Consider the following 25,271-nt stretch of genomic DNA (forward strand, 5'->3'; position numbering starts at 1 on the left):
CCGCCTTGGAGGAACCGTGTTCCGCAGCGAGTACGCAGACGTCCCGCCCGTAGAACTCCCCATCCACGAGGCGGTGCTGGGCCGTGCCTCCGAGTTCGGCGACACGCCCGCGCTGATCGACGGCGCGGACGGCACGGTCCTCACCTACGAACAGCTCGACCGCTTCCACCGGCGGGTGGCCGCCGCCCTCGCCGAGGCCGGGGTCGGCAAAGGCGACGTGCTCGCCCTGCACAGCCCGAACACGGTCGCGTTCCCGATCGCGTTCTACGCCGCCACGCGCGCGGGCGCCTCCGTCACCACCGTGCACCCGCTCGCCACGGCCGAGGAGTTCGCCAAGCAGCTCGACGACAGTGGCGCCCGCTGGATCGTCACCGTCTCGCCGTTCCTGCAGACGGCCCGCCGGGCCGCCGAACTCGCCGGCGGCATCGCGGAGATCTTCGTCTGCGACAGCGCGCCCGGGCACCGCTCGCTGATCGACATGCTGGCCTCGGCCGCCCCCGAGCCGAGCGTCGACATCGACCCGGTCGAGGACGTGGCGGCCCTGCCGTACTCCTCCGGTACCACCGGCACTCCCAAGGGCGTGATGCTCACGCACCGGCAGATCGCCACCAACCTCGCCCAGCTGGCGCCGACGATCCCGATGGGCCCCGGTGACCGCATCCTCGCGGTGCTCCCCTTCTTCCACATCTATGGCCTCACGGCCCTGATGAACGCGCCGCTGCGCCAGGGCGCCACGGTCGTCGTCCTGCCCCGCTTCGACCTGGAGACCTATCTCGCGGCCATCCAGACCCACCGCATCACCGCCCTGTACGTCGCCCCGCCGATCGTCCTCGCCCTGGCCAAGCACCCGGCGGTCGCCCAGTACGACCTGTCGTCCGTGCGGTACGTCATCAGCGCTGCCGCACCCCTGGACGCCGGCCTCGCCGCCGCCTGCGCCGAGCGTCTGAACCTGCCGCCGCTCGGCCAGGCGTACGGCATGACGGAACTGTCCCCGGGCACCCACGTCGTCCCCCTGGAAGCCATGCGCGAGGCCCCGCCCGGGACGGTCGGCAAGCTCATCGCGGGCACCGAGATGCGGATCGTGTCCCTCGACGACCCCGACCAGGACCTCGGCGTCGGCGGGACCGGCGAGATACTCATCCGGGGACCGCAGGTCATGAAGGGCTACCGGGGCCGCCCCGACGCCACCGCCGCCATGATCGACACCGACGGCTGGCTGCACACCGGCGACATAGGGCGGGTCGAGGAGGGCGGCTGGCTGTTCGTCGTCGACCGCGTCAAGGAACTCATCAAGTACAAGGGCTTCCAGGTGGCCCCCGCCGAACTGGAGGCCCTGCTGCTCACCCACCCCGCCATCGCGGACGCGGCCGTCATCGGCGCCTACAACGACGACGGCAACGAGGTGCCGCACGCCTTCGTGGTCCGCCGCCCCACCGCCCCGGATCTCGCCGAGGGAGAGGTCGCCATGTACGTCGCCGAACGGGTCGCCCCGTACAAGCGGATCCGCCAGGTCACCTTCATCGACGCGGTACCGCGCGCCGCTTCGGGGAAGATCCTGCGCCGGCAGCTGAGGGAGGCGGAGACCCCGTGACGACGGCACTCATCGGCCGCACGCGCGCGAGGGGCATCGAGACGCTCAGCCTCGATTCCCCCGCCACCCGCAACGCCCTCACCTCGGCCCTCGTCGCCGGCCTCGCCGACGCGCTCGCCGACTGCGGGAAGGACCCCGACGTCCGCGCGGTCGTCCTCACCCACACCGGGGGCACCTTCTGCGCGGGCGCCGACCTGCGCGACCCGCCCGCCCCCGACGCCTACGTGGCCCTGCTGCGGCAGATCGTGGAACTGCCCAAGCCGGTGGTGGCCCGGGTCGACGGCCATGTCCGTGCGGGCGGTCTCGGTCTGCTGGCCGCCTGCGACATCACGACGGCGTCGACACCGTCCACCTTCGCCTTCACGGAGGTGCGCATAGGAGTCGCCCCGGCGGTGATCTCACTCCCCCTCCTCCCGCGCACCGACCCCCGCGCCCTCGCCCGCTACTACCTCACCGGCGAGCGCTTCGACGCCGGCGAGGCGGCCAGGATCGGCCTGCTGACGACGGCGGGCGACGACCTGGACGTCGTACTCGCACCCGTCCTCGACGGGCTGCGACGGTCCGCGCCGCAGGGCCTGGCGGAGACGAAACGGCTGCTCACGGCCAGGGTGCTGGAGGCCTTCGACCGGGACGCGGCGGACCTCACCGCGCTCTCGGCCCGGCTGTTCGCCACCCCGCAGGCCCACGAGGGGATGACGGCCTTCCTGGAACGGCGGGACCCGGCATGGGCACGGTGAGCGCGGTCGACCGCGCCGATCGCGTTCCCGACCGCAGCCCCAAGCAGGACCGCAGCCGGGCCACCCGGCAGCGGCTCCTGGAGGCCGCCGTGGCCTGTCTCGCCGAGCACGGCTGGGCGGGCTCCACGGTCTCCGTCGTCGCCGAACGGGCCGGTGTCTCCCGGGGCGCCGCCCAGCACCACTTCCCCACCCGCGAGGACCTCTTCACCGCGGCCGTCGAGTACGTCGCCGAGGAACGCTCGACCGCGCTGCGCACCCTCTTCCCCGAGGGCGGCGCCGACCGCGAGGCGGTCGTCGCCGCCCTCGTCGACCTCTACACCGGCCCCCTCTTCCGCGCCGCCCTCCATCTGTGGGTGGCCGCCTCCAACGAGGACCAGCTACGCCCCCGCGTCACCGAACTGGAGGCCCGCGTCGGCCGCGAGACCCACCGCATAGCCGTCGACCTGCTCGGCGCCGACGAGTCCCGCCCCGGCGTCCGCGAAACCGTCCAGGGCCTCCTCGACATGGCCCGCGGCCTGGGCCTCGCCAACCTCCTCACGGACGACGGGGGGCGCCGCGAGCGGGTGGTGGCACAGTGGGCGGGGCTTTTGGAAGGAGCACTGGACTGATGGAGGACCGATGGGTGACTGCTTCCAGGTGATCGTGGACCTCGACGTCAGCGAGGCCGACGCGCCCCGGCTCGCGGGGCGGCTGATCGAGCGGCTCGTGGCCGGGGGAGTCGTCCTGGCCGAACGGAACGACTCCATGGCGCTGGGCGGACATCCCGCCGGCCCGGACTGGCACCGCGCCGTGGCCGACGACTGGGACTGGCAGCCGTCGGACGGACTCGCCGTGCACACCGGACGCGGCGTCTTCCACAGCGGCGCCGACGTACCGGAGCACGCCGTCTGCCCGCGCTGCGGAGCCCGCACCCCGCTGGACGCCGAGGGCTGGGCGCGTGTCAGCGCGGCGATCTCCGCCTGGAGCGAGACGGGTACGGCCGATCTCCCCTGCCCCGCCTGCGCCGCCCCCACCCCCCTGCCGGACTGGGCCTGGGACGATGCGCCCTTCGCCTTCGGTCACCTCGGCCTGAGATTCTGGAACTGGCCCGACCTCACCGAGGAGTTCCGGGCCCACCTGGCCGACCTCCTGGACGGCCACCGCACGGCATACCTCTGGGGCAAGCTGTGACCGCCCGGTCCACCCGGTCCGCCCGGGTTTTCAGGGACTGAGCCGCTCCACGCGCCAGCTGCCGTCGGGCTCCGCCATATACCGCAGCCGGTCGTGGAGCCGGTTCTCACGGCCCTGCCAGAACTCCACGGACTCCGGCGCGACACGGAAACCGCCCCAGTGCGGCGGCACCGGCACCTGCTCGCCCTCCGGGTAGCGCGCCGCCAGATCGGCGTACGCGGTGTCCAGATCGGCGCGCGAGGCGACGACCGACGACTGCGCGGAGGCCCAGGCACCCAGCTGGGAGCCGTGCGGCCGGGTCCGGAAGTACGCGGCCGTCTCGTCCCGCCCGGTGCGCCGCGCCACACCCCGCACGATCACCTGGCGGGCCATCGGATGCCACGGGAACAGCAGCGAGACATACGGGTTGCGCGCGAGATCGCGGGCCTTGCGGGAGTCGTAGTTGGTGTAGAAGACGAAGCCCTGCTCGTCGAACTGCTTCAGCAGCACCGTGCGCGAGCTGGGCCGCCCCTCGGCGTCGGCCGTACTGACCACCATGGCGTTCGGCTCGAACAGATGCGCCTCGGTCGCCGCCTGCCCGAACCACCGTGCGAACTGCTCCACGGGGGTACCGGCCAACTCCTCCTCGGCGAGACCGTCCGCCCGGTACTGCTTGCGCATGGCGGCGGGATCGGGGCCGGGCCCGGAGTGTGCGGCGTCTGCGTCGGTCACATGGTCATCCTGCCGTACGTGCCGCTCCCACGGAGCAGATGGCACTCAGTGCCGCAACCACTCCCCAAAGGTGGCACTCAGAGATAGGCTGACGCGTGAGCACCGGCCGCACGGGGCATCAACCGGGCACCACCGGGGTGACCGTCCACGACCGCGAGTCCTCAGGAACGCGGATCCGCCGGCGACATCCGTCACACACTTCACGAGGAGCCGCCTCATGTCCGACTTCGTACCCGGACTCGAAGGAGTCGTCGCGTTCGAGACGGAGATCGCAGAACCGGACAAGGAGGGCGGTGCCCTGCGATACCGGGGCGTCGACATCGAGGACCTGGTCGGCCATGTCTCGTTCGGCAACGTCTGGGGCCTGCTCGTCGACGGCGCCTTCAACCCCGGCCTGCCGGCCGCCGAGCCGTTCCCGATCCCCGTCCATTCCGGTGACATCCGCGTCGACGTGCAGTCCGCGCTCGCCATGCTCGCGCCCGTCTGGGGCCTCAAACCCCTCCTCGACATCGACGCCGAACAGGCCCGCGACGACCTCGCCCGCGCCGCCGTCATGGCGCTGTCCTACGTCGCCCAGTCCGCGCGCGGCCAGGGCCGCCCGATGGTCCCGCAGAGCGAGATCGACAAGGCGCAGTCCGTCGTCGAACGCTTCATGATCCGCTGGCGCGGCGAGCCCGACCCCAAGCACGTGGCGGCCGTCGACGCCTACTGGACCAGCGCCGCCGAACACGGCATGAACGCGTCCACCTTCACGGCCCGTGTCATCGCCTCCACCGGCGCGGACGTGGCGGCGGCGCTCTCCGGTGCCGTGGGAGCCATGTCCGGCCCGCTGCACGGCGGCGCCCCCTCCCGCGTCCTCGGCATGATCGAGGAGATCGAGCGCACCGGGGACGCCGAGGCGTACGTCAAGCAGGCCCTCGACAAGGGCGAGCGCCTGATGGGCTTCGGCCACCGCGTCTACCGCGCCGAGGACCCCCGCGCCCGCGTCCTGCGCCGTACCGCCCGCGAGCTGGGCGCGCCCCGCTTCGAGGTCGCCGAGGCCCTGGAGAAGGCCGCCCTCGCCGAACTGCACGCCCGCCGCCCGGACCGCGTCCTGGCCACGAACGTCGAGTTCTGGGCGGCCATCGTCCTCGACTTCGCCGAGGTCCCGGCGCACATGTTCACGTCCATGTTCACCTGCGCCCGCACCGCCGGCTGGTCGGCGCACATCCTGGAGCAGAAGCGCACCGGCCGCCTGGTCCGCCCCTCGGCCCGCTACACCGGCCCTGGCACCCGAGGCCCCCAGTCGATCGAGGGCTACGCCGACATCGCCCACTGAGTCCCGGCAGTCGCCGCGGTCGCGCGCCGAAAACGCAGACGACCCGCGAGCCTGGGCCCTCCCAGGGGGAGGGGCCGGCCGGACGTACCGGCGGCTCGCGGGTCGGGTGACTGCGTTGAACTGGCCGGCTGCGCGTGTCAGGCACACGCTGGTCCGGCGTCGAACGGAGTCTGACGACGGGCCGCTAGCCCGCAGTCACCTCACGCGTCCGGGTTTCACTCATGAACCGGATCACCTCCTCTCACCGTGTAACAGGCACCCTAAGAACCCCCGGACCGCCAATCAACTCTTTTTTCCGACGGCGGGACGACGGGACGACGCGGCGGCGGAATGGGGCGACCTGAGGCTCTTGCCCGGGCCTGTGGGGCGCGGCGGTACAACGATTGCCATGCAATCTTGCGGGAACCATATGTGGGCTGCGTCACGTTCCAGTTGAATGAGGGCAAGTGAGCGAACCTGCAGGGGGTCCAGGTGAGTGCTTCCCGGCGTAGTGGGACCACCGACGAGCTGGGGCCGGACGAGCCCGAGCAGCCGGACGGCGGTCCCGACGGTCCTGGCGGGCCCGACGGCGCGGACCTGCTGGCCGCGCTGCTCGACGGCATGGACGCGGCGCTGTGCGCCTTCGACGCGGACGGCGTCGTCACCCATTGGAACCGTGAGGCCGAGCGCATCCTCGGATGGAGCGCGGCGGAAGCGGTGGGGCGACAGGGCTTCGCCGGGTGGGCCGTGCGCGAGGCGGACGCCGAGGAGGTGGAGAGCCGCCTCATGGCGGCCATGCACGCCGCCGGGCGTCAGGTGCACGAGTTCGCGCTGCTGACCAAGGACGGCGGGCGGGTGCTCGTACGGACCCAGTCCGCCGCCGTGCGGGGGCCCGACGGCAAGCCCGCGGGCCTGTACTGCGCCTTCAGCGAGGTGCACGCGCAGATCGACCTCGAGCGGTCCATCGCGCTCAGCGAGGCCCTGTTCGACGACGCGTCGTGGGGGGTCGTCCTCGTCGACGCCGATCTGCGGCCCGCCGTGGTCAACGCGCACGCCGCCCGCGCGCTCGGGACGGGGCGTACGGCCGTCCTGGGGCGCCCGTTGGGGGAACTGCTCACCCGGGGCGTGGAGGAGCTGGAGAACGCGCTGACGCACGTTCTCGCCGAGGGCGCTCCGCCGGCCCCCGCCGAGGTGTGGGTCGGGGTGCGCACCCCGGAGGGCGAGAAGCGGCGCTGCTGGCGCAGCGGCTTCCTGCGGCTGGCCTCGCCGCTCGCCGAGGAGCCGGTGCCGCTCGGTGTCGGCTGGCTCTTCCAGGACGTCACGGAGGCCAAGCAGGGCGAGCAGGAGGCGGCCCTGCTGCGCTTCCGCACCAACCAGCTGCACCGGGCGGCCCGCGCGGCGGCCGAGTGCGAGGACCCCGCGGAGGCGGCCACCGTCCACCTCGACTTCGCGCTCGCCGGGTTCGCCGACCACGCCCTGATCGACCGCGTCGCGGGCGGGCCGACGGCCGACGGGGACCCCGCGGCCCCTCCGATGCGGCTGGTGCGGGTCGCGGCCACCCCGTCCGGCGGGCCGGGGCCCAGCGCGCTCACCGGACACGCCGGTCTGCCCGTCCGGTACGCGGAGAGCCATCCGGCGCTCCAGTGCGTCGCCCGGGCCGGTTCGGTACGGGCCGCCGCCGGGGCCGTGGCGCCGGAGGAGGCCAGGGAGTGGGCGCGGGCGCGCAAGTGGCCCGAGGACACCGTGCACGCCCTGTGCGCGGTCCTGCGCAGCCGTGGCCGCACGCTGGGCGTGGTGACCTTCCTGCGCGGCGCGGGCCGTACCCCCTTCGAACGCTCCGACGCGACCTACGCCGAGGACGTCGCCGTCCGTATGGCGGCGGCCCTCGACCTGGCCGACCTGGTCGAGCTGGCGGACGGGTAGGGGATCCGGTCAGTGCCGGTAGAAGATCCGGTCGCCGTACTCCTCCATCACGCGGCCGTTCCAGTCGTGGCCGCCGTCCACGTTGCCCGAGCGCAGGAGCGGGGGCTCGATGCCGCGGTCGGCGAGGGAGCCGGCGGCGGTGGCCATGACGGCCTGGAGGAGCGCCGAGGTGACGACCGTGGAGGCGGGCGCGAACGGCGCCGGGACGGCGTCCAGGGTGAGCTCGGCGTCGCCGACCGCGATCTTCGAGTCCAGTACGACGTCGCAGTGGTCCTTGAGGAACGTCCCCGAGGCGTGCCGGGACTTCGTCTGCGCGGCGTACGCCACCGAGGTCACGCCGATGACCTTCATGCCCAGGGCGCGGGCGTTCAGGGCCATCTCCACGGGCAGGGCGTTGCGGCCGGACAGCGAGATGATCACCAGGGCGTCGCCCGCGCGGGCCGGCGAGGTGTCCAGGACGGCGCCCGCGAGGCCCTCCACGCGCTCCAGGGCGGAGCCGAGCGTGGCGGGTACGACGTCGACGCCCACGACGCCCGGCACCGCGAGCAGATTCATCAGGGCGAGCCCGCCCGCGCGGTAGACGACGTCCTGGGCGGCGAGCGACGAGTGCCCGGCACCGAAGGCGAAGAGCCGGCCGCCGTCCGCCACGGTGTCGGCGAGGAGCGAACCGGCGGCCTCGACCGCCTCGGCCTCTTCGTCGCCGACCCGCCGCAGCAGCTCGATGGCGGCATCGAAGAACCGCGCGGCGAGCGTGCGATCGCCGGAGCCGCCGGTGGCACTGCGGTCGCTCATCCGAGAAGCCCCTTCGCCGTGATCGGTGTGTGTCCACGTCCGTGTCGCGGATCACCGTGCGGTCTGGACCAGTGCGCTGTCAATACGCCTGCCGGTCGGCCGTCGCATCGCCCCGCGCACCGGCGTAACGTCCTCGTTTCAACGGCGCGGCACGCTTGTCAGTGGTATCCGGCAGAATTGAGGCCAGGGCCAGCGCACGCGCCGGAAAGCCGTCGAGCCTTCGGCAGATCTCATCAAGGGGCACGAATGTCCGGACTGATCGACACCACGGAGATGTATCTCCGCACCATCCTCGAGCTGGAGGAGGAAGGTGTGGTCCCCATGCGCGCCCGGATCGCCGAGCGGCTCGACCAGAGCGGGCCGACGGTCAGCCAGACGGTGGCGCGCATGGAGCGCGACGGCCTGGTCTCCGTGGCCAGCGACCGGCACCTGGAGCTCACGGACGAGGGCCGCCGGCTGGCCACGCGCGTGATGCGCAAGCACCGTCTCGCCGAGTGTCTCCTCGTCGACGTGATCGGCCTGGAGTGGGAGCAGGTCCACGCCGAGGCGTGCCGCTGGGAGCACGTGATGAGCGAGGCGGTGGAGCGCCGCGTCCTGGAGCTGCTGCGGCACCCCACCGAGTCGCCGTACGGCAATCCGATCCCGGGTCTCGAGGAGCTGGGCGAGAAGGACGGCGCCGATCCGTTCCTGGACGAGGGCATGGTCTCGCTGGCCGACCTCGACCCGGGCCTGGAGGGCAAGACGGTCGTCGTACGCAGGATCGGCGAGCCGATCCAGACGGACGCGCAGCTGATGTACACGCTGCGCCGCGCGGGCGTGCAGCCCGGTTCGGTGGTGAGCGTGACGGAGTCGGCGGGCGGGGTGCTGGTCGGCAGCGGCGGCGAGGCGGCCGAGCTGGAGGCGGACGTCGCGTCCCATGTGTTCGTCGCCAAGCGCTGAGCGATGCCACCCGCTCGCCGGCGTTTGTTGAAATGCTGAGCGATGTTCAACTCCTGGGGCTGCTGGGGCAGTTGAGGCGCTCCGGCGATGTCGTCGAATCGCAGATTCCCTGTGCCGAATGGCAGCGCGCACGGGCTTCCCGTGCCACGCTGTCGCGTGAGGCATATGACCTGAGGGGGGCGGGGATGGTGTGCCGCGGACGCCGCAGACAAGGAGAGGGCCCCGGTGCCGTACGGCACCGGGGCCTGTCCTCCCCTGTTTCGACCTGGAGCCCCGAGCTCTCAAGGTCGTTCCCCTCGGACCGGTTTCCCCGAGCGGTCCGCCTCCCGCTGAAGATCTCCCCTCGACAGCGGCGATCATTCCTCGAACGGGGTCACTCGAACGAGGGGTGTTGCTTGCGGAGAGTGCCTATCTCGAAAGGGTATTCGATAGCCTGCGTGTGATTCGACGTCTGAAGGCAGCACAACGGGTACGAGGGTCAGGGGGGTGCCAGAACTGTGGCGCGACGCATCGACGTGACCGGGGCGGGGGGCGTACGCCTGGCGGCATGGGAGTTCGGGGACCCGCCCAAGGGCGACCCGGCCGACAGCGGGGCGCACGCGATGATCCCGGCGCAGTCCACGGGATCCCGGGGAGGGCAGGAAGCCACGGCCGAGGCCGGGCTGTCCTCCGGCGTCCTGTTACTGCACGGCCTGATGGGCCGCGCCTCGCACTGGGCGTCCACCGCCCGCTGGCTCTCCGAGCGGCACCGCGCCATCGCCCTCGACCAGCGCGGCCACGGCCAGAGCGAGAAGCCCCCCGAGGCCGCCTTCACCCGCGAGGCCTACGTCGAGGACGCGGAGGCCGCCCTCGAACAGCTCGGCCTCGCCCCGGCGGTCCTCATCGGACACGCCATGGGCGCGCTGACCGCCTGGCAGCTCGCCGCGAAACGCCCCGACCTGGTGCGCGGGGTGGTCATCTGCGACATGCGCGCCTCCGCCCTCGGGGGAGCCACACAGCGCGAGTGGGCCGACTGGTTCAAGTCCTGGCCCCTCCCCTTCGCCACACTGGCCGACGTCCGCAGGTTCTTCGGCGAGGACGACCCCTGGGTGGAGCGTCCGAACCCCTCCCGCGGCGAGTTCTACGCCGAGGTGATGCACGAGTCGTCCGACGGCTGGCGGCCCGTCTTCGAGCCCGAGCAGATGCTGAAGTCCCGCGAGACCTGGGTCCACGACGCGCACTGGGAGGAGCTGACCCAGGTCCGCTGCCCCGCGCTGGTCGTACGCGGCCTGGACGGCGAGCTGGGGCGGGCGGAGGCACAGGAGATGGTGCGGGTGCTGCCGTCCGGGGAGTACGCGGAGGTGGCCGACGCGGGGCACCTGGTGCACTACGACCAGCCGGAGGCCTGGCGGGCGGCCATCGAGCCGTTCCTGGAAGCCGCGCTCGCCACACCACAGAGCCCGTAGAGCCCCCACGAGCCCACAGGGTTCAGCCCTTGCTCACCGCCATCAGGATCTCCGGCAGCCGGTCCGCCGTACGCGGTGCCGCCAGGCGCAGGCCCAGCAGGGTGATCGCCGTCCCGTACGCCGCGCCCGCCGGCAGCAGCACCCAGGTCCACGCGTCGCCGCCCGCGCTCACGTTCAGCCAGATCGTGGCCGCGATGACGGGCGCGCACAGCAGGGCCGCCGCGACCATCCCGCCGAAGACGGCGATCCAGGCGAGCCCGGTCTGCCCCGGGGCGACGTTCTTGTAGCCCTCCTGGGGGATCGAGTAGGGGAAGCGGGCCGACGTCCAGGCGCCGGTCGCCAGCATCGCGCCGAGCAGGGCGAGCGACAGCCCCAGCGCCTCGGGCAGCTTGGGCCAGTCCCCGAGCAGCGCGGTCGTCACCACGGTGACCAGCGTCGCGTACGGCAGGGTGATCACCAGCAGGGCGAGGGCACGCGCGCGTAGTTCGACGTACGCGTCCCGGGCGGACGAGATCGTCGACGCGACCATCCAGAACGCGGAGGTGTCCTGGCCGAACTGGTTGTACATCTGGATGCCGAGCATCCCGGCGGCGAAGCAGGCGAAGTAGATCGAGCCGGTGCCCTGGAGCGCGTTGAACACGGGCACGATCAGCCCGATCGCCAGGGACGTCACCCAGGCCGCCTTCGTCTTCGGGTCGCGCCAGACATAACGCAGGCTGCGCTCCATCACGGTGCCGGTCCGTCCGCCCGGCAGCAGCCGCGCCAGACCGGCCGCGCTCCCCTTCTCCCGCGCGGCCGGCTCCGCGCCGTACAGGGTGGAGGCGTCCGGCGAGGTCATCAGCCGCGTCAGGCTCCGCGTCCACATCGCGACCAGCAGCGCCAGCACCCCGGCACTGACGGCCAGTTGGGCCACCGCCGTGCCGTACGCGCCCTCGCTCACCGAGTCCACCGCACCCACCGCGGAGGCGGGCGGCAGCCAGCGCAGCACGTCGGCCACCGGATCGAGTTCGCCGAGCCCGGACACGCCGAGGCGCTGCGCACCGAAGTTGACGACCTGCGCGCCCACCGCGATGACCAGCCCGCTCAGCACCGCCAGATCGCGCCCCCTGCGGCTGGTCAGCAGCCGGATGTTGGCGGCGGCGACGGCCCGCGCGAGCGCCACGCACACCAGCAGCCCCAGCACGACACCCACGACCGCGACGACGTACGCCGCCGTCCCGTGCGCCACCGCGACCACCGACCCCACCAGCAGCAGCGCCGTGAACAGCGGCCCGATTCCCACCAGCGAGGCCGTCAGCAGCGCCCACACCAGCGGCCGGGGCCGCAGCGGCAGCATCACCAGCCGGGTGGGGTCCAGCGTCTCGTCCCCGCTGGGGAAGAACAGCGGCATCACCGCCCACCCCAGCCCCAGCACCGCCATCAGCACCACCACGAGCGAGTCGGCATGCGCATGCCCCCGCAACGCGATCAGCCCGACGAGCTGCAACACCGCGAACAGCAGAACGAGCACCGCGGAGGCGACGTACGCGGCCCGCCGCCCACCGGACCGCCGCAGCCCGTTGCGCAGCAGCGACAGCTTCAGCTGTACGACGGTGGAGGTCAGCGGAGTCATCGGCGCGCCCCGCCGCCGCCGAGCCAGTCCAGATCGGATCCGGTGTCGCGGCCCTGCGCGCCCACCAGCTCCAGGAACGCCCGCTGGAGCGAGGGAGCGTCCCCGCGGACCTCCTCCAGCGTCCCGTGGGCCCGGATCCGCCCGGCGGCCATCACGGCCACCCAGTCGCACAGCGACTCGACGAGTTCCATGACATGGGAGGAGAAGACGACGGTGGCGCCGGAGGCCGTGTACCGCTCGAGAACACCGCGGATGGTCTGCGCGGAGACGGGGTCGACACCCTCGAACGGCTCGTCGAGGAAGAGCACTTCGGGATTGTGGAGGAGCGCGGCGGCGAGCCCGATCTTCTTCCGCATGCCGGTCGAGTAGTCGACGACGAGCTTGTGCTGGGCGCCGGCCAGGTCGAGGACGTCGAGCAGTTGGGTGGCCCGCTTGTCCACCTCGGCGCCGGGCAGCCCCCGCAGCCGCCCGCTGTACCCGAGCAGCTCCCGCCCCGACAGCCGCTCGAACAGCCGTAGCCCCTCCGGCAGTACCCCGATCCGGGCCTTCACCTCGACCGGGTCCCGCCACACGTCATGCCCGACGACCTCCACGGACCCCTGGTCGGGCCGCAGCAGCCCGGTCACCATCGAGAGCGTGGTGGTCTTCCCGGCCCCGTTCGGCCCCACGAGCCCGATGAACTTCCCGGAGGGCAGATCGAGATCGATCCCGGCAACAGCCACTTGCTGCCCAAACCGCTTCCAGAGCCCACGCACGCGTACGGACGTCATGGTGGAACCCTACGGTGCGACAAGCGCCCTGAAGGGGCGCGGGGAACTGCGCGAGCAACCACGACGGGCCCGCACCCGAAAACGGCTATCGATCCCTGCCGCACGCATACGTGAGCGGCGAGATCAACTCCTCCGCATCCGGCAGCCACCGGTTCGCAGCCGTGGGCCGACAGGCCCACTGCACGGCCCCCCGGGACCCGAACCGCGTGGGCGGCGCGGCCACATACGCGCCCTCCGCCAGCGTCACGAGATCAAGCGCCCCGATCGACCACCCCAGCTTGCGCACCAGATCGGGCACCTTCGCCGAAGCCCCGGTGAGAACGAAGAAATGCATCCGCCGGTCCGGCGTCAGCGTGACCGGACCGAGCGTCAGCTCCATCCGCTGCATCCGTGCCAGCGCGAGGAACCCGGCGGTCTCAGGGACGGAGATCGCGTCGAAGGTGCGCCCGGTGGGCAGCAGGATCGACGCGTTCGGCTGTTTCTGCCACATCCGCCGTGCGACGGTCGCGCTGCCCGTCGCCTGGCCCGCCCAGTCGGGGCGGGTGGGATGCGCGCCCGGAGCGGGGCAGGTGGCGGAGTCGCAGGAGCAGCGCTGCACTCCGTCGACGGCTTCCAGCCAAGTGCCGGGGAAGACGTCCCAATGACGCTCCTCGGCGTAGCGAACGGCGGTGTCCAGCAGCGATTCCCCGCGCTGCTTCGGGATTTGAGTGGCGTCGGCGCCCGCAATGGTCTCTTCCACGGTGAGCACAACTCTAGCGGTCACCGGGGGTTACGCATGCCAGCGTGCGCGGGGGAGGAGCATCGGTTCAGCGTCCGGGGCGCATGGGTGCATGCGAGGGGGCGCGTGGAAGGAACGGGCGCGGTAGCGGGTAACCACGGGTGGGGGGCGGGCTTCCGCCGGTAACCAGGAAATACTCGGCAATCCTCTCATGCCTCGCATTTTCGTTATGTCCGTGGGGCATTGATCTTCTCGGCCGGAACTTCTCGGTGCGGAACTCCACAGGGGGTAGTGCCCATGGCCGCAAGGCCTCTAGTCGCGCGGCAGCCGAACGAACGGCTGCAGGCGCTCATCCAGGAGGCGGGGTGCTCGAACGCCGGGCTGGCCCGCCGAGTGAACATGTGCGGCGCCGAACACGGACTCGACCTGCGCTACGACAAGACGTCCGTGGCCCGTTGGCTGCGCGGACAGCAGCCGCGCGGGCGCGCCCCGGCGATCATCGCCGAGGCCCTCGGCCGCAAGCTCGGCCGTACGGTCACGATCGACGAGATCGGCATGGCCAACGGCAAGAACCTCGCCTCGGGTGTCGGACTCCAGTTCTCGCCGACCGTACTGGGTGCCATCGAGCAGGTGTGCGAGCTGTGGCGCAGCGATGTGGGCCGCCGTGACTTCCTCTCCGGTTCGTCCGTCGCCGCCTCGGCGCTGGTGGAGCCCAGCCGCGACTGGCTGATCTCGTCGCCCGACGCCCAGGTGGCGCGGTCGGCGGGACCGCGGGTGGGTCTGTCCGACGTGTCGGCGGTGAAGGCGATGACCCAGGCGCTGGTCGACCTCGACCACCAGTACGGCAGCGGGCATGTCCGCCCCGTCGTCGTGCACTACCTCAACAGCGTCGTCTCGGGGCTGCTGGCCGGCTCCTACCGGGAGGCGGTGGGCCGGGAACTCTTCGCCGCCGTGGCCCGGTTGACGGAGCTCGCCGGGTACATGGCCGTCGACACCGGCCAACCGGGCCTGGCCCAGCGCTACTACATCCAGGCGCTGCGCCTCGCCCAGGCGGCGGGCGACCGCGGCTACGGCGGTTACGTCCTCGCCGCGTCCATGAGCCATCTCGCCGCCCAGCTCGGAAACCCGCGCGAGATCGCGCAGTTGGCGCGCGCGGCGCAGGAAGGGGCACGGGGGCGGGTCACTCCGCGCGCGGAGGCGATGTTCCTCGCGGCGGAGGCCCGCGGTCACGCGCTGATGGGCGACGTACGGGCGACGCAGCTGGCGTCCGGCCGGGCGGTGTCGGCGCTGGAGGCGGCCGATCCGTCCTCGGGGGACGACCAGGCGTGGATCGCGCACTTCGACGAGGCCTATCTGGCCGACGAGTTGGCGCACTGCCACCGTGACCTGGGCCAGGCCGAGGCGGCGGCGCGGTGTGCCGAGCAGTCGCTGGCCGGGCACCCGGAGAGCCGGGCGCGGCGCCGGGCCATCGGGTACGTCCTCCTCGCCACCGCGCAGGTGCAGCAGCGCGAGGTGGAGCAGGCCTGCAACACCGGCCTCAAGGCGGTCGAGCTCCTCGAGACCCTGCGCTCCAACCGGGGCGCGGAGTACCTGGAGGACCTCCAGCAGCGGCTGGAGCCGTACGGGGAGGAGCCGGTGGTGCGGGAGTTCGGGGCGCGGCTGGAGTTGCAGACCGCGGCGTGAACGGACGGGGCGCCGCCGAGTGAACGCGGGGGAAACGCGCTTTCCCCCTCGGGGAGCGACGGGCGCGGCAGGCGGCGCTCCGGTCGTGTTACCGATGTCACTGGGAGGGAGGTCACGTCCTGAGCTGCGTGGCACGGGGTTCCGGGTACCCGGTAGCGTGAGCCGACGTTTCCGACAGTCCCCCATTCGTAGGAGTCCCGGTGACGCAGAGTGGACAGGGCGAGGAGCCCTCGGCGCGGCCCGCGCGCGAAGGCATCGTGCTGCCCTCCGACGGGGGCGAGCCCCTGTTCCCGGGCATGACGACGAGCGGCTCCCAGCCGGTCTCCCCCTCCGGGCGCCCCCCGGAGCGGTACGACGCCCAGCAGCAGGGCGCCCAGCAGGGCAGCCCCGTCGGAGGGCAGCACGACGCCCCGCCGTACGGGCAGCAGGCGCCGGCCGGCGGGCAGACCTGGGGCGGGTCCTGGGGACCCGACCAGCAGCCGCCCGCCCCGCAGCCGGAGCAGAGCTGGCCCCTGCCCGCGGACCAGCAGCAGTGGGGCACCCAGCAGCCCGACGCCTGGGGCGCGGGCCCCCTCCCGCCCGAGGCCGCCCAGCCGCCGGCGCCCGCACCGTCGTACGGCCACGACGCCCTGCCGCCGGCGCAGACACCGTCGTACGGCCAAGGCGGACCTCAGCAGCCGCAACAACCGCAGCAGCAGCCACAACAGCCGCAGCAGCCGTACGACAGCTATGGGCAGCAGCCGCAGGGCTACGGTTCCTACGGGCAGGGCACCCCCGGTATGCCGTTGCCGCCCGCCGTCGACGAGGGCGCCACCCAGTACATACCGCCGGTACCGGCTGACGACGCGCGTACCCAGTACATACCGCCCGTGCCCGCGGCGCCCGCCGCCGACGAGGGGGCGACGCAGTTCCTTCCGCCGGTCGGACCGGGCGCGCTGCCGCCCGAGACGCCGGCCGAGTCGACGCACTTCCTGGGGACCGGGGGCGGCGCGCAGCGCAACCCGGGTCCGATGCCGGGCGCGGGGCATCCCGACGCCGAGGCCACCCAGTACATCCCGCCGGTCGGCGCGCAGGCGCAGCCGCCGGCCGGGTTCGAGAACCTCTTCCGCGGCGGCGAGAGCCCCGCCGGGGCCACGCAGCAGCTCCCGCGGTTCTCCGAGCCGGAGCCCCCCGGGTACGGCGGCGGTGGCCCGCAGGGCTACGGCGCCCGCCCGGCCGCCCGCGCCCCCCAGCCCGCCTACATGCCGCCCGCACGCGACGACGACCACGACGGCGGCCGGGGCGGCGGGAGCCGCTCGCGGGTCCCCCTGTTCGCGGGGATCGGCGTCGTTCTCGCGGCCGTGGGCATCGGCGCGGGCGCGCTGCTCGGCGGCGGGGGCGGGGACGACCAGGGCGCGAACAAGACCGTCGCCGCGTCGGCCCCCGCGACCGGCGAGTCGGCGTCCTCGGACGCGGCCAAGGATCAGGCGGTCGCCCTGGACAAGCTGCTCGCGGACAGCGGCAGCAGCCGGGCCAGCGTGATCAGCGCGGTGGCCTCGGTGAAGACCTGCGACAACCTCCCCCAGGCCGCCGCGGACCTGCGGGACGCGGCCGGCCAGCGCACCGGCCTGGTGACGAAGCTGTCCGGGCTCTCCGTCGACCAGCTGCCGGACCACGCGGCGCTGACATCCGCGCTCACCAAGGCGTGGCAGGCGTCCGCGGCGGCCGACAACCACTACGCGGCCTGGGCCGACCAGGTGGCCGGCAACAAGCGCAAGAACTGCCGGAAGGGCGCCGCCCGCACGACCGCCGAGACCCAGGCCGGCAACCGCGAGAGCGGCACCGCCAGCGCCCGCAAGGCGGAGGCGGCCAAACTGTGGAACGCGATCGCGAAGACGTACGGCCTGACCCAGCGCCAGCCCACGCAGTTGTGACCGGACGGGTCAGTCGATGTCGGCCGACTCCAGGGTCCCGGTCACGTCGACGAAGCCCTTCTTCGCGGACACCAGACGGCCCTTCTGCACGGTCTGGAGGGTCACATCCGCGTTGACCAGGCGGGGGAAGCCGATCGCGCCGAGCCGGTCGGAGAACTTCCAGCGCAGGGTGGGGGTCAGGCCGCCGGTGGAGAACTTCCCGTCGTCCAGGGCGTTGCTGACCGTGGCCGAGGTCACCTTGCCCTCGCCCAGTGACTCCACGGCCTGCCGGAACACGGTGTAGGCGATGTAGGTGGTCTGTACGCCGGTGTCCGCGGCGTCGATGCTGGTGTCGGAGAACGCCTGCTCCTTGATCACCTGGTTCATCCCCTTCCAGCGCGTGTCGCTCGCGACGGGGTACCAGCCGGTGACGTACGCCCCCTCGTACGGGCTCGACGCGCCGCCGCTGGCGTCGAGGACCGTCTGGTCGACGCTGCCCAGCACGGTGGCCGTGCGGACGTCGGGGTAGTCGGCGCGGCTGCGGCGGAAGGAGTCCATGAAGGTGCTGGTGCGGTCGCCCAGCGCGGGCACCACACAGCCCTTCTTCCCGCCGGGGTCGCCGGTCGCGCGGGTCAGCGCCTGCTCGGCCTGCGCGGAGTACTCGGTGGCGTCCTCCGCGGCCAGCTGGTCGGCGGCGTCGTCGTGGCCGCCCGCCTGCAGACCGGCGTCGATCATGGGCGCCAGGGCGTCGCCCGCGATGGTGTCGGGGCGGACCAGGGTGACGGGGCCGCCGCAGGTCGCCGCCAGCTCCTTGCCGAGGCCGGCCAGGAGGGTCGACTGGCCGCTGTTGATGGGGTAGGACAGCGGGCTGGTGAACTCGGCGTTGGTCACGCCGTAGCCGCCTATGTAGGGGATGCCGGCGCCCTCGAGGTGCGGGAAGAACGCGTTGGAGTACTGGCTGTAGGAGCCGACGACCGCGACGGCCTTCTCCCTGACGGCCCGTCGGGCGCAGGCCGCCGCGGACACCGTGTTGTTGTGGTCGTTGCAGGTCAGGATGGTGAGCTTGCGGCCGCCCAGGCCGCCGTGGGCGTTGACCCAGCGGGCGTAGGCGCGGGCGAAGGAGGTCATGCCGGGCTTGTTCGTCGCGGCCGTGCCCACGGGCGCCCAGGTCATCACGACGATTCGGTCGTCCTCCGTGCCACCCGTGCCGGGGATGATCCCGCAGCCGGCGGTGAGCGACGCACAGGCCGCCAGGGCGCCCGCCGAGAGGGCGGTCGCTCTGTTGGTACCGAGGCCGCGAAGAAGCCTGGGGAGGACGGTGCTTCGCGGACGGGTGCGTCGCCTGCCAATCATGTAAACGCACGATTCCGCCACACAACTAACCCGCGAGTGACCCACGGTCAACGTAAGGTGACCTACGGGTGAATTGCGGGGGGTCCCTGTGGCTCCGCTGTCGGGAAAACGTACGATCGATCACTGTGCAAGGTTCGGAGAACTCTTCCCGTCGCGGCCGTCGCTCCTCCACCATGGGCGACATGCCACTGAACGACATGCCGTGGTGGCGCTGGCGCAGCAATGTGCGCTCCGCGCTGCACATGCTCTCCGACCCGGTGTTCCAGCAGAACGTCTGGCTGGCCGGCCTCGACGGGTACGGCGACGTCACCGACGCCGTCTACCGCCTGGTCGAGGACACCTGGCTCGACAACTGGTCCGCCGAGAAGTACGTCGGCACGATCTTCCGCGACTCGCAGGAGGCGGCCCTCGTCGACACCGCCGTCCTGCGGGTGCTGCGCATCATGCACCAGGTCGGCCCGGACGCCCCCGTCTCCGCCTACGTCGACCACCCCGGCTGGCCGGAGGCCATCCACGCGGCCCGCGACGCTCATGTGCGCATGGCGACGGCCGACGGGGACGACCCGGACGCGCCGCCGCGCACGCTGGAGGTCCTGCGGATCATGACGAGGTCCGCGTAGCGGACGGCCTCGGGCGGCCTCGGGCGGACATGAGACCCTGTGCTGCATGAACGAGCAGTCCACCCGAGCCGCGGCCACCCCCGCCGACCAGTACGTCCTCACCCTTTCCTGCCCGGACAAGCAGGGCATCGTGCACGCCGTGTCGAGCTACCTGTTCATGACCGGCTGCAACATCGAGGACAGCCAGCAGTTCGGCGACCACGACACGGGACTGTTCTTCATGCGCGTCCACTTCTCGGCGGAGGAGCCGGTGACCGTGGACAAGCTGCGCGCCAGCTTCGCGGCGATCGGTGACGCCTTCCACATGGACTGGCAGCTCAACCGGGCCGACGAGCGGATGCGCATCGTCCTGATGGTCAGCAGGTTCGGCCACTGCCTGAACGACCTGCTCTTCCGCGCCCGCATCGGCGCGCTGCCGGTGGAGATCGCGGCGGTGGTCTCCAACCACACCGACTTCGCCGAGCTCGTGGGGTCGTACGGCATTCCCTTCCACCACATCCCGGTGACGAAGGAGACGAAGGCGGAGGCCGAGGCGAAGGTGCTGGACCTCGTGCGGGAGCAGGACGTCGAACTGGTCGTGCTGGCCCGCTACATGCAGGTCCTCTCCGACGACCTCTGCAAGCAGCTCAGCGGGCGGATCATCAACATCCACCACTCGTTCCTGCCCAGCTTCAAGGGCGCGAAGCCGTACCACCAGGCGCACACGCGGGGCGTGAAGCTGATCGGGGCGACGGCGCACTATGTCACCGCCGATCTCGACGAGGGGCCGATCATCGAGCAGGAGGTCGAGCGGGTGGGACACGACGTCACGCCGGACCAGCTGGTCGCGGTGGGGCGGGACGTGGAGTGCCAGGCGCTGGCGCGGGCCGTGAAGTGGCACGCGGAGCGCCGGATCCTCCTCAACGGCCGCCGCACGGTGGTCTTCGCCTAGCAGCCCGGGCAATTCCGTTTCACGGGCGGCTGCGGGCGCCCGACTACATCCGGCTCAAGCTCGCGGCGGCGAACAGCACATCCCTGATCGCCTCCCGATCCCCCAGTTGCCCCGCCGCCGCCTCCTCCGGAGGAACATGCCCCGCGGCCAGGCGGCAGAACTCGACGTCGTCCAGGGCGACGTGGGCCACCTCGTGCTCGGCGGAGCCCACCGCGCCGGGGGAGTCCAGCGGGATCAGCCACTGCCCGCCGCCCTCGCCCTCGATCTCCAGCCGCAGACTGCGCCCGGGGCTGCCGGCGCTCACCAGGTGGCGGCTGGGCGCCGGGGTGGCGAGCCCCGCGCGCCGGCGTGCGGCGAGCGCCTCGGGGAGCATGCGCGCCGCGAGGTCGATCATGCCGTGCAGGTGGCGCGGCGCGGGCGGGGCGTACGGATAGTCGACCGCCTCCGCGATGTCCTCGGCGTGCACCCAGCACTCGAACGCCCGGTCCACCATCGCGTCCCGCAGCGGCAGTTCGAAGTCGCCGTACGGGATGGGCAGCGTGCCGGGACCCCCGCCGGTGAAGGAGACGGTCCGTACGAGCGCGTGGGTCTGCTCGCGCCAGGGGCCGCGCACCGCGCGCGTGGGCGGGAAGCGCGAGGTCTCCCAGAGGGCCTCCGTGCGCTCGGCGGGGGTGCGGGCGTCCGGCTTCTGGTCCTGGTCGCCGGGGAGCAGCGGGTCGTCCAGGCCCAGCGCGACGGCGATCAGCCCGTCCACCGCGAGGAGATGGGCGATGACCCCGGCGACGGTGGTCCGGCGGGTCGTCTCCCGTGCGCCGCGGAACCAGCGCAGCCGCACGGGCGCGTGCCACTCGCCGTCCCCGAAGTCCTGGAGCAGCGCGTCGAGCCGCGCGGTCTCGGCGTCGTACGACGCCGCCCAGGCCGGTACCGGGATGCGCGGTGGACGGCGCTCCAGACAGGCCTCCAGGACGCGGGTGCGCAGGCCCGGGTCGAGGTCGAGGCTCTCGGGGCGCTGGAGCAGGCCGATGGCCTCCCGCAGCCGCCGTGCCTCGTCCGCGCAGGAGCCGCAGGCGCCGAGGTGTTCCTCCACGGCGGCCGTCTCCTCGGCGGAGCACGCCGCCAGCGCCCACGCGCCCAGCAGCGACTTCAGCACCGGGTGCGGCAGCCGCAGCGGTTCAGGGGCGGTGAGCAGCCCCTCCAGCGCGGGCAGCGGCAGCCCGGTGTCCTCGACGGAGGCGCGGGGGAGCGGTATGCGGGGCGGGGGCGTGCCGTCGCCGCGGGTGTCCCGGGTCTCCTTGGCGCCGTCCTTCCCGTCCTTCTCGTCCTTCCCGTCGTTCCCGTCGTTCCTGCCGTCGCCGTCGTACGGCTCGAAGCCGTCGTCCGCGTCGCTCACGCCGCACCCCCGTATCCGGGCGGTGCGCCTGGGGAGGGGGCGTCGTGGGCCGTGGCGAGCAGTTGCAGGCCGAGGCGGAGCCGGCGGCGGGCCTCGTCCTCGGTGACGCCGAGGTCGGCGGCGGTCTGGCGGTAGTCGCGGCGCTGGAAGTAGGCCAGCTCCAGGGCGGCCCGCAGCGGCGCCGGCATGGCGTGGACGATGTAGTCGGCTCGGGCGGCGACCGAGGCGTGCCGCACCTTCAGTTCCAGTTCCTCGGTGGATCCGGGGCCGCCGTCGGCCAGCGCGGCGGTCTCGGTGGCGTGCAGCCGCTGCACGGCGAGGCGGTGCGTCAGCGCGGCCACCCAGGTGCGCAGGGGGCCCTGCATGGGGTCGTAGGAGTCGGGGTGCTGCCAGACATGGGCGAAGACCTCGCGGGTGATGCCGTCGGCGGCCTGTTCGTCGCCGAGCACACGGTGGGCGAGGCCGTGCACGAGCGAAGCGAAGCGGTCGTAGAACTCACCGAGGGCTGCCGCCTCACCGCGCGCGAGTCGCTGCTGCATCTTGCGGTCCCAGCGGGGCGGTGCGTCCTTCTTCGCCATGCGGCCCCCTCACCTGCGCCCGTGCCTGTGTCCAGCCTGCGTCCACTGCCACCTCGAATGTAGTCGGCACGTCCGGCGCCGCACGCCCCTTTGTTCCAATGTGCGCCCCCTGCCGGGCAGAGGATGGTATTGCGCGTCGCCTACCCGAGCGGCACGGACCGACGCGGACCGAGGCGGACTGACGCAGACCGATGCGGGATTGAATCGGACTGTGTGTGACAGTATCCAGCCGCTTTCCGTCGCTTTCCGTTTTTTCTCAAGCGTTTCGGGGCAACGCCGCTGGGCAGCCGCGCTGCAAGGAAGCGAAGGGACAGCTTCCGTTTACGGCGAGCGAAAGGCGTGAGGGTGGCCTTCAAAGTGACCGGCGGCGAGCGAGGCGGATGGGCCGTGCTCCGGGTGTCGGGCGAACTGGACCTGGTGACGTCGCCGGTGCTGCGTCAGCGGGTGCACGACGAGGTGGCCGAGGGCCGCCACAGTCTCGTCCTGGACCTCTCCGAGGTGTACTTCTGCGATTCCAGCGGTGTGGGCGTGCTCATCGCCGCCCGCCGTCTCATCCGGTCCTGCCGGGGCCGTCTGCGGCTGATCCTGCCCGCCCACGGGGTGGTGGAGGACGCGCACGTCAACCGGGTGCTCGGCGCGCTCGGCGTGCGCCGGCTCTTCGACGTGTACGGGGATCTCGCGGCGGCGGTCGACGAGGACGGGGACGCGGACGGGGACGCGGACGGCACGGAGCCGGAACCGCTTTCGGCGTAGCAGCACACATGGCGTCTCTGCCACACCTTTGTCCCGAAATTCCCCCGGTCTTGGCACAGCCGTCGCCTTCCGGCCGTTCGGGCGTCGCCGGCGTCGTACGCTCGCTGCCGGAAACATCTGTACGCGACGACGTAAGGCGGCCCGAGGAGACATGGTCAGCAGCGAGCACGAAGCCAGGATCGCCCGCCGGTTCGCCACCTTCGACCAGGACGGCAACGGCTACATCGACCGGGAGGACTTCGGCGGGGCCGCCAAGGCGCTGCTCGCCGAGTTCGGCACCGCGGCCCGGTCCGACAAGGGACAGGCGCTCTACGCGGGCGCCGAGGCCTTCTGGCAGGGCATGGCGGGCATCGCGGACCGCGACGGCGACCAGCGCATCACCCGGGACGAGTTCGTCGGCGGCGCGGTCAAGAGGCTGCACGACAGCCCCGACCGGTTCGCCGAGATCGCCCGCCCCTTCCTGCACGCCGCCCTCGGCCTCGCGGACTCCGACGACGACGGCCTGGCCAGCGTCGAGGACACCGCGCGCGTGCTGACGGCCCTGGGCGTCCCGGGCGACCTCGCCCGCACCGTCGCCGCGGCCCTGGACGCCGACTCGGACGGCCGGGTCGGCGAGGCGGACATCGTGCCGGCGTTCGCCCGCTACTTCACCGTGCCGGAGTAGCCGGCCCCGCTACCGTGCCGAAGTAGCCGGCAACCGCTACCGCGCCGGCTCCGAGTAGCGCTCCCGGAGCTTGTACTTCAGGACCTTCCTGAGCGTGTCGTTGCGCGGCAGGGCGTCCACCACCTCCAGCTGCTCCGGCAGCTTGTGCACCGACAGCCCTTCGGCGCGCAGATACGACGTCAACGCGTCGAGGCTCGGTTCACCCGCTCCCGGTGCCCGCTCCACCACCGCGCACACCCGCTCCCCGCGCTCGGCGTCCGGCAGCCCGATCACCGCCACGTCGCCGACCGCCGGGTGGGCGGCCAGCAGGTCCTCGATCTCCTTGGCCGAGATGTTCTCGCCCTTGCGGATGATCACGTCCTTCAGCCGCCCGGTGAGCACCAGATGCCCGCCGCCGGTCACGTACCCGAGGTCACCCGTGCGCAGGAACCCGTCCGCGTCGAAGGCCTCGGCCGTCTGCGCCGGGTCCAGATAGCCCTGGCACACCGCCTCCCCGCGCAGCCGCACCTCCCCGCCCTCCGCGATCCGTATCTCCATGCCCTCGGGCGGCCGTCCCTCGGTCGTCGCGAGGTTCTCGGCGGTGTCGTCCGGCGCCCCCATGGTGATCATCGGCACCTCGGTCATGCCGTACCCGTGGGTGAGCTGCACGCCCATCTCGCGCACCACCGCGTGGTACACCTCCGGCGGCTTGGGCGCCCCGCCCCCGGCGAGCAGCCGCAGGGAGGGGATCACCGGGGCGGTCGGGCGCTTGCGCTGCTCGGCCAGGAACATCGAGTAGAACGCCGTCGAGCCGCCGGCCACGGTCACTCCGTGCCTGCGGTACTCGTCCAGCGCGTCGGGCAGCGCGAACTGCTCGAACATCACCGCCGGGAAGCCGTACAGCAGCAGCATGACCGTGTAGTCGGGTCCCGCGATGTGCGCGTACGGGAAGGCCATCGAGCCCACGTCGTCGCCGGTCAGGCGCAGTGCGTGGGCGAGGCAGGAGCCGCCGGCGATCAGGGAGCGGTCGGTGTGGAGCACGCCCTTGGGGTCGGAGGTGGTGCCCGAGGTCCAGTAGATCCAGCGGACCGAGGTGCCGTCGGAGGGCGGCGGGGGCAGCACGGCCGGGTCGCCCTCGGGCAGGTCGTCGTACGCCTCGAAGACGCCCTTCGCGCCGAGCCGTACCGCCATCTCGCCGTGGTCGAAGCCGCGCCACACGCCCGGCACGGCGAAGAACTCCGCCCGTGACTCCCGCAGCGCGAACCCGACCTCGCGGTCCCGGTAGAACGGGATGACGGGGCTCTGTACGGCGCCCAGGCGGGCCAGCGCGAAGGACAGCACGGCCGTCTCGATCCGGGTGGGCAGCTGCCAGGCGACGACCGTGCCCGGGCGGACGCCCATGCCGTACAGCCCGGCCGCCGTTCGCTCGGCACGCGCGCGTAGCTCGCCGAAGGTCAGTGTGCGGTCCTCCTGGAGGAGCACGGGCCGGTCCGGGGTGAGGGCGGCACGGCGGGCGAGGAGGTCCCAGAGGGTGCGGGACGCGCTCAGCTCATGGGCGGTGTCGTTCACGGCGGCCCCCTGCCGGTAGCTGACGGGTAGTCAGATCGTGGGCAGAGCGTAGGGCCGGTCGGCTTGTCGGTCCATAGCCGCGGGGCTAGCCTTCCAGGGGAGAGTTATCTGACGGTCCATCAGAAACGGCCGTCGGGAACGGTTCATCAGAGAC

The 25,271-nt window shown here is 72.6% G+C and carries 23 protein-coding genes; 14 read left to right on the plus strand and 9 right to left on the minus strand.

All coding sequences use genetic code 11. The features are described from left to right. Positions 1-16 precede the first annotated feature (16 nt). The 4 genes from ACFPIH_RS44240 to ACFPIH_RS44255 are packed head-to-tail and all read left to right on the plus strand — an operon-like array spanning position 17 to position 3,498. Entirely contained in the window at positions 17-1,591 is a 1,575-nt protein-coding gene (locus tag ACFPIH_RS44240) for a 4-coumarate--CoA ligase family protein (protein ID WP_381177038.1), read from the plus strand. Further along, a complete protein-coding gene (locus ACFPIH_RS44245; protein ID WP_381177035.1) occupies positions 1,588-2,328 on the plus strand; it encodes an enoyl-CoA hydratase family protein in 741 nt (246 codons plus the stop codon). The genes ACFPIH_RS44240 and ACFPIH_RS44245 overlap by 4 nt, the downstream gene beginning before the upstream one ends. Beyond that, the gene (locus ACFPIH_RS44250) at positions 2,316-2,936 is read left to right on the plus strand and encodes a TetR/AcrR family transcriptional regulator (RefSeq protein ID WP_381177032.1); all 621 of its coding nucleotides are present in this window, start codon (positions 2,316-2,318) and stop codon (positions 2,934-2,936) included. The genes ACFPIH_RS44245 and ACFPIH_RS44250 overlap by 13 nt, the downstream gene beginning before the upstream one ends. 10 nt (positions 2,937-2,946) lie before the next feature. Then, complete coding sequence (locus ACFPIH_RS44255) at positions 2,947-3,498, plus strand: hypothetical protein (protein WP_381177029.1); 552 nt, start codon at positions 2,947-2,949, stop codon at positions 3,496-3,498. A 30-nt stretch (positions 3,499-3,528) separates the two neighbouring features. Here ACFPIH_RS44255 and pdxH read toward each other — a convergent pair whose 3' ends face one another. Then, positions 3,529-4,158, minus strand: coding sequence for a pyridoxamine 5'-phosphate oxidase (gene pdxH, locus ACFPIH_RS44260; RefSeq protein WP_381177310.1), 630 nt, complete (start codon positions 4,156-4,158; stop codon positions 3,529-3,531). Positions 4,159-4,426: 268 nt separating this feature from the next. Between pdxH and ACFPIH_RS44265 the strand changes: the two genes are divergently transcribed. Beyond that, positions 4,427-5,527, plus strand: a complete 1,101-nt coding sequence (locus ACFPIH_RS44265; RefSeq protein ID WP_381177026.1) for a citrate synthase 2 — start codon at positions 4,427-4,429, stop codon at positions 5,525-5,527. Positions 5,528-5,998: 471 nt separating this feature from the next. Then, positions 5,999-7,429 (plus strand): PAS domain-containing protein, encoded by a 1,431-nt coding sequence (locus ACFPIH_RS44270; protein ID WP_381177023.1) that lies wholly within the window; start codon positions 5,999-6,001, stop codon positions 7,427-7,429. Positions 7,430-7,438: 9 nt separating this feature from the next. Here ACFPIH_RS44270 and ACFPIH_RS44275 read toward each other — a convergent pair whose 3' ends face one another. Further along, a complete protein-coding gene (locus ACFPIH_RS44275) occupies positions 7,439-8,221 on the minus strand; it encodes an SIS domain-containing protein (protein ID WP_381177020.1) in 783 nt (260 codons plus the stop codon). Positions 8,222-8,467: 246 nt separating this feature from the next. On the opposite strand from ACFPIH_RS44275, the gene ACFPIH_RS44280 reads away from it, so the two are divergent. Together ACFPIH_RS44280 and ACFPIH_RS44285 are read left to right on the plus strand one after the other, a co-directional pair. Next, a complete protein-coding gene (locus tag ACFPIH_RS44280) occupies positions 8,468-9,160 on the plus strand; it encodes a metal-dependent transcriptional regulator (protein ID WP_067020955.1) in 693 nt (230 codons plus the stop codon). 497 nt (positions 9,161-9,657) lie between these two features. After that, entirely contained in the window at positions 9,658-10,605 is a 948-nt protein-coding gene (locus ACFPIH_RS44285; protein ID WP_381177016.1) for an alpha/beta fold hydrolase, read from the plus strand. A gap of 22 nt (positions 10,606-10,627) precedes the next feature. Here ACFPIH_RS44285 and ACFPIH_RS44290 read toward each other — a convergent pair whose 3' ends face one another. The 3 genes from ACFPIH_RS44290 to ACFPIH_RS44300 all read right to left on the minus strand — a co-directional run bounded on the left by ACFPIH_RS44290 (position 10,628) and on the right by ACFPIH_RS44300 (position 13,735). Continuing rightward, positions 10,628-12,217, minus strand: a complete 1,590-nt coding sequence (locus tag ACFPIH_RS44290; protein ID WP_381177013.1) for a transporter — start codon at positions 12,215-12,217, stop codon at positions 10,628-10,630. Beyond that, the gene (locus tag ACFPIH_RS44295; RefSeq protein ID WP_381177010.1) at positions 12,214-12,987 is read right to left on the minus strand and encodes an ABC transporter ATP-binding protein; all 774 of its coding nucleotides are present in this window, start codon (positions 12,985-12,987) and stop codon (positions 12,214-12,216) included. The genes ACFPIH_RS44290 and ACFPIH_RS44295 overlap by 4 nt, the downstream gene beginning before the upstream one ends. A gap of 85 nt (positions 12,988-13,072) precedes the next feature. Beyond that, positions 13,073-13,735, minus strand: a complete 663-nt coding sequence (locus tag ACFPIH_RS44300; RefSeq protein WP_381177007.1) for a bifunctional DNA primase/polymerase — start codon at positions 13,733-13,735, stop codon at positions 13,073-13,075. Between the two features lie 267 nt (positions 13,736-14,002). Between ACFPIH_RS44300 and ACFPIH_RS44305 the strand changes: the two genes are divergently transcribed. Then, a complete protein-coding gene (locus tag ACFPIH_RS44305) occupies positions 14,003-15,388 on the plus strand; it encodes a transcriptional regulator (RefSeq protein ID WP_381177005.1) in 1,386 nt (461 codons plus the stop codon). Between the two features lie 200 nt (positions 15,389-15,588). Continuing rightward, entirely contained in the window at positions 15,589-17,301 is a 1,713-nt protein-coding gene (locus ACFPIH_RS44310) for a hypothetical protein (protein ID WP_381177002.1), read from the plus strand. A gap of 9 nt (positions 17,302-17,310) precedes the next feature. Here the strand turns inward: ACFPIH_RS44310 and ACFPIH_RS44315 are convergent, their stop codons facing one another. Beyond that, positions 17,311-18,633: an ABC transporter substrate-binding protein gene (locus ACFPIH_RS44315; RefSeq protein ID WP_381176999.1), complete on the minus strand. Its 1,323-nt coding sequence runs from the start codon at positions 18,631-18,633 to the stop codon at positions 17,311-17,313. Between the two features lie 119 nt (positions 18,634-18,752). On the opposite strand from ACFPIH_RS44315, the gene ACFPIH_RS44320 reads away from it, so the two are divergent. Together ACFPIH_RS44320 and purU are read left to right on the plus strand one after the other, a co-directional pair. Next, on the plus strand, positions 18,753-19,253 hold the full coding sequence (locus tag ACFPIH_RS44320) for an SCO4402 family protein (protein ID WP_381177307.1): 501 nt from the start codon (positions 18,753-18,755) through the stop codon (positions 19,251-19,253). A gap of 46 nt (positions 19,254-19,299) precedes the next feature. Further along, positions 19,300-20,184: a formyltetrahydrofolate deformylase gene (gene purU / locus ACFPIH_RS44325; RefSeq protein ID WP_381176996.1), complete on the plus strand. Its 885-nt coding sequence runs from the start codon at positions 19,300-19,302 to the stop codon at positions 20,182-20,184. A gap of 43 nt (positions 20,185-20,227) precedes the next feature. On the opposite strand, the gene ACFPIH_RS44330 is transcribed toward purU, so the two are convergent. After that, on the minus strand, positions 20,228-21,574 hold the full coding sequence (locus ACFPIH_RS44330) for a zf-HC2 domain-containing protein (protein ID WP_381176993.1): 1,347 nt from the start codon (positions 21,572-21,574) through the stop codon (positions 20,228-20,230). Next, positions 21,571-22,152, minus strand: coding sequence for an RNA polymerase sigma factor (locus tag ACFPIH_RS44335; RefSeq protein ID WP_381176990.1), 582 nt, complete (start codon positions 22,150-22,152; stop codon positions 21,571-21,573). Before ACFPIH_RS44335 ends, ACFPIH_RS44330 begins: the two co-directional genes overlap by 4 nt. 339 nt (positions 22,153-22,491) lie before the next feature. Here ACFPIH_RS44335 and ACFPIH_RS44340 point away from each other — a divergent pair, with 339 nt between their 5' ends. Together ACFPIH_RS44340 and ACFPIH_RS44345 are read left to right on the plus strand one after the other, a co-directional pair. Then, entirely contained in the window at positions 22,492-22,905 is a 414-nt protein-coding gene (locus ACFPIH_RS44340) for an STAS domain-containing protein (protein WP_381176987.1), read from the plus strand. 151 nt (positions 22,906-23,056) lie between these two features. Further along, entirely contained in the window at positions 23,057-23,569 is a 513-nt protein-coding gene (locus ACFPIH_RS44345) for an EF-hand domain-containing protein (RefSeq protein ID WP_381176984.1), read from the plus strand. 36 nt (positions 23,570-23,605) lie between these two features. Here the strand turns inward: ACFPIH_RS44345 and ACFPIH_RS44350 are convergent, their stop codons facing one another. Continuing rightward, positions 23,606-25,117, minus strand: a complete 1,512-nt coding sequence (locus ACFPIH_RS44350; protein WP_381176981.1) for a class I adenylate-forming enzyme family protein — start codon at positions 25,115-25,117, stop codon at positions 23,606-23,608. Positions 25,118-25,271: the final 154 nt, after the last annotated feature.

Origin of the sequence: Streptomyces vulcanius (assembly GCF_042653945.1) — a bacterium.
GTDB classification, from domain to species: Bacteria; Actinomycetota; Actinomycetes; order Streptomycetales; family Streptomycetaceae; genus Streptomyces; species Streptomyces mangrovi.

Bases quoted from the DNA above. Each gene is read 5' to 3' on its own strand.
- purU (WP_381176996.1), top strand. From the start codon at position 19,300: ATGAACGAGCAGTCCACCCGAGCCGCGGCCACCCCCGCCGACCAGTAC.
- ACFPIH_RS44335 (WP_381176990.1), bottom strand. From the start codon at position 22,152: ATGGCGAAGAAGGACGCACCGCCCCGCTGGGACCGCAAGATGCAGCAG.
- ACFPIH_RS44255 (WP_381177029.1), top strand. From the start codon at position 2,947: ATGGGTGACTGCTTCCAGGTGATCGTGGACCTCGACGTCAGCGAGGCC.
- ACFPIH_RS44250 (WP_381177032.1), top strand. From the start codon at position 2,316: ATGGGCACGGTGAGCGCGGTCGACCGCGCCGATCGCGTTCCCGACCGC.
- ACFPIH_RS44305 (WP_381177005.1), top strand. From the start codon at position 14,003: ATGGCCGCAAGGCCTCTAGTCGCGCGGCAGCCGAACGAACGGCTGCAG.
- ACFPIH_RS44345 (WP_381176984.1), top strand. From the start codon at position 23,057: ATGGTCAGCAGCGAGCACGAAGCCAGGATCGCCCGCCGGTTCGCCACC.
- pdxH (WP_381177310.1), bottom strand. From the start codon at position 4,158: ATGCGCAAGCAGTACCGGGCGGACGGTCTCGCCGAGGAGGAGTTGGCC.
- ACFPIH_RS44315 (WP_381176999.1), bottom strand. From the start codon at position 18,633: ATGATTGGCAGGCGACGCACCCGTCCGCGAAGCACCGTCCTCCCCAGG.
- ACFPIH_RS44265 (WP_381177026.1), top strand. From the start codon at position 4,427: ATGTCCGACTTCGTACCCGGACTCGAAGGAGTCGTCGCGTTCGAGACG.
- ACFPIH_RS44295 (WP_381177010.1), bottom strand. From the start codon at position 12,987: ATGACGTCCGTACGCGTGCGTGGGCTCTGGAAGCGGTTTGGGCAGCAA.
- ACFPIH_RS44275 (WP_381177020.1), bottom strand. From the start codon at position 8,221: ATGAGCGACCGCAGTGCCACCGGCGGCTCCGGCGATCGCACGCTCGCC.
- ACFPIH_RS44290 (WP_381177013.1), bottom strand. From the start codon at position 12,217: ATGACTCCGCTGACCTCCACCGTCGTACAGCTGAAGCTGTCGCTGCTG.
- ACFPIH_RS44280 (WP_067020955.1), top strand. From the start codon at position 8,468: ATGTCCGGACTGATCGACACCACGGAGATGTATCTCCGCACCATCCTC.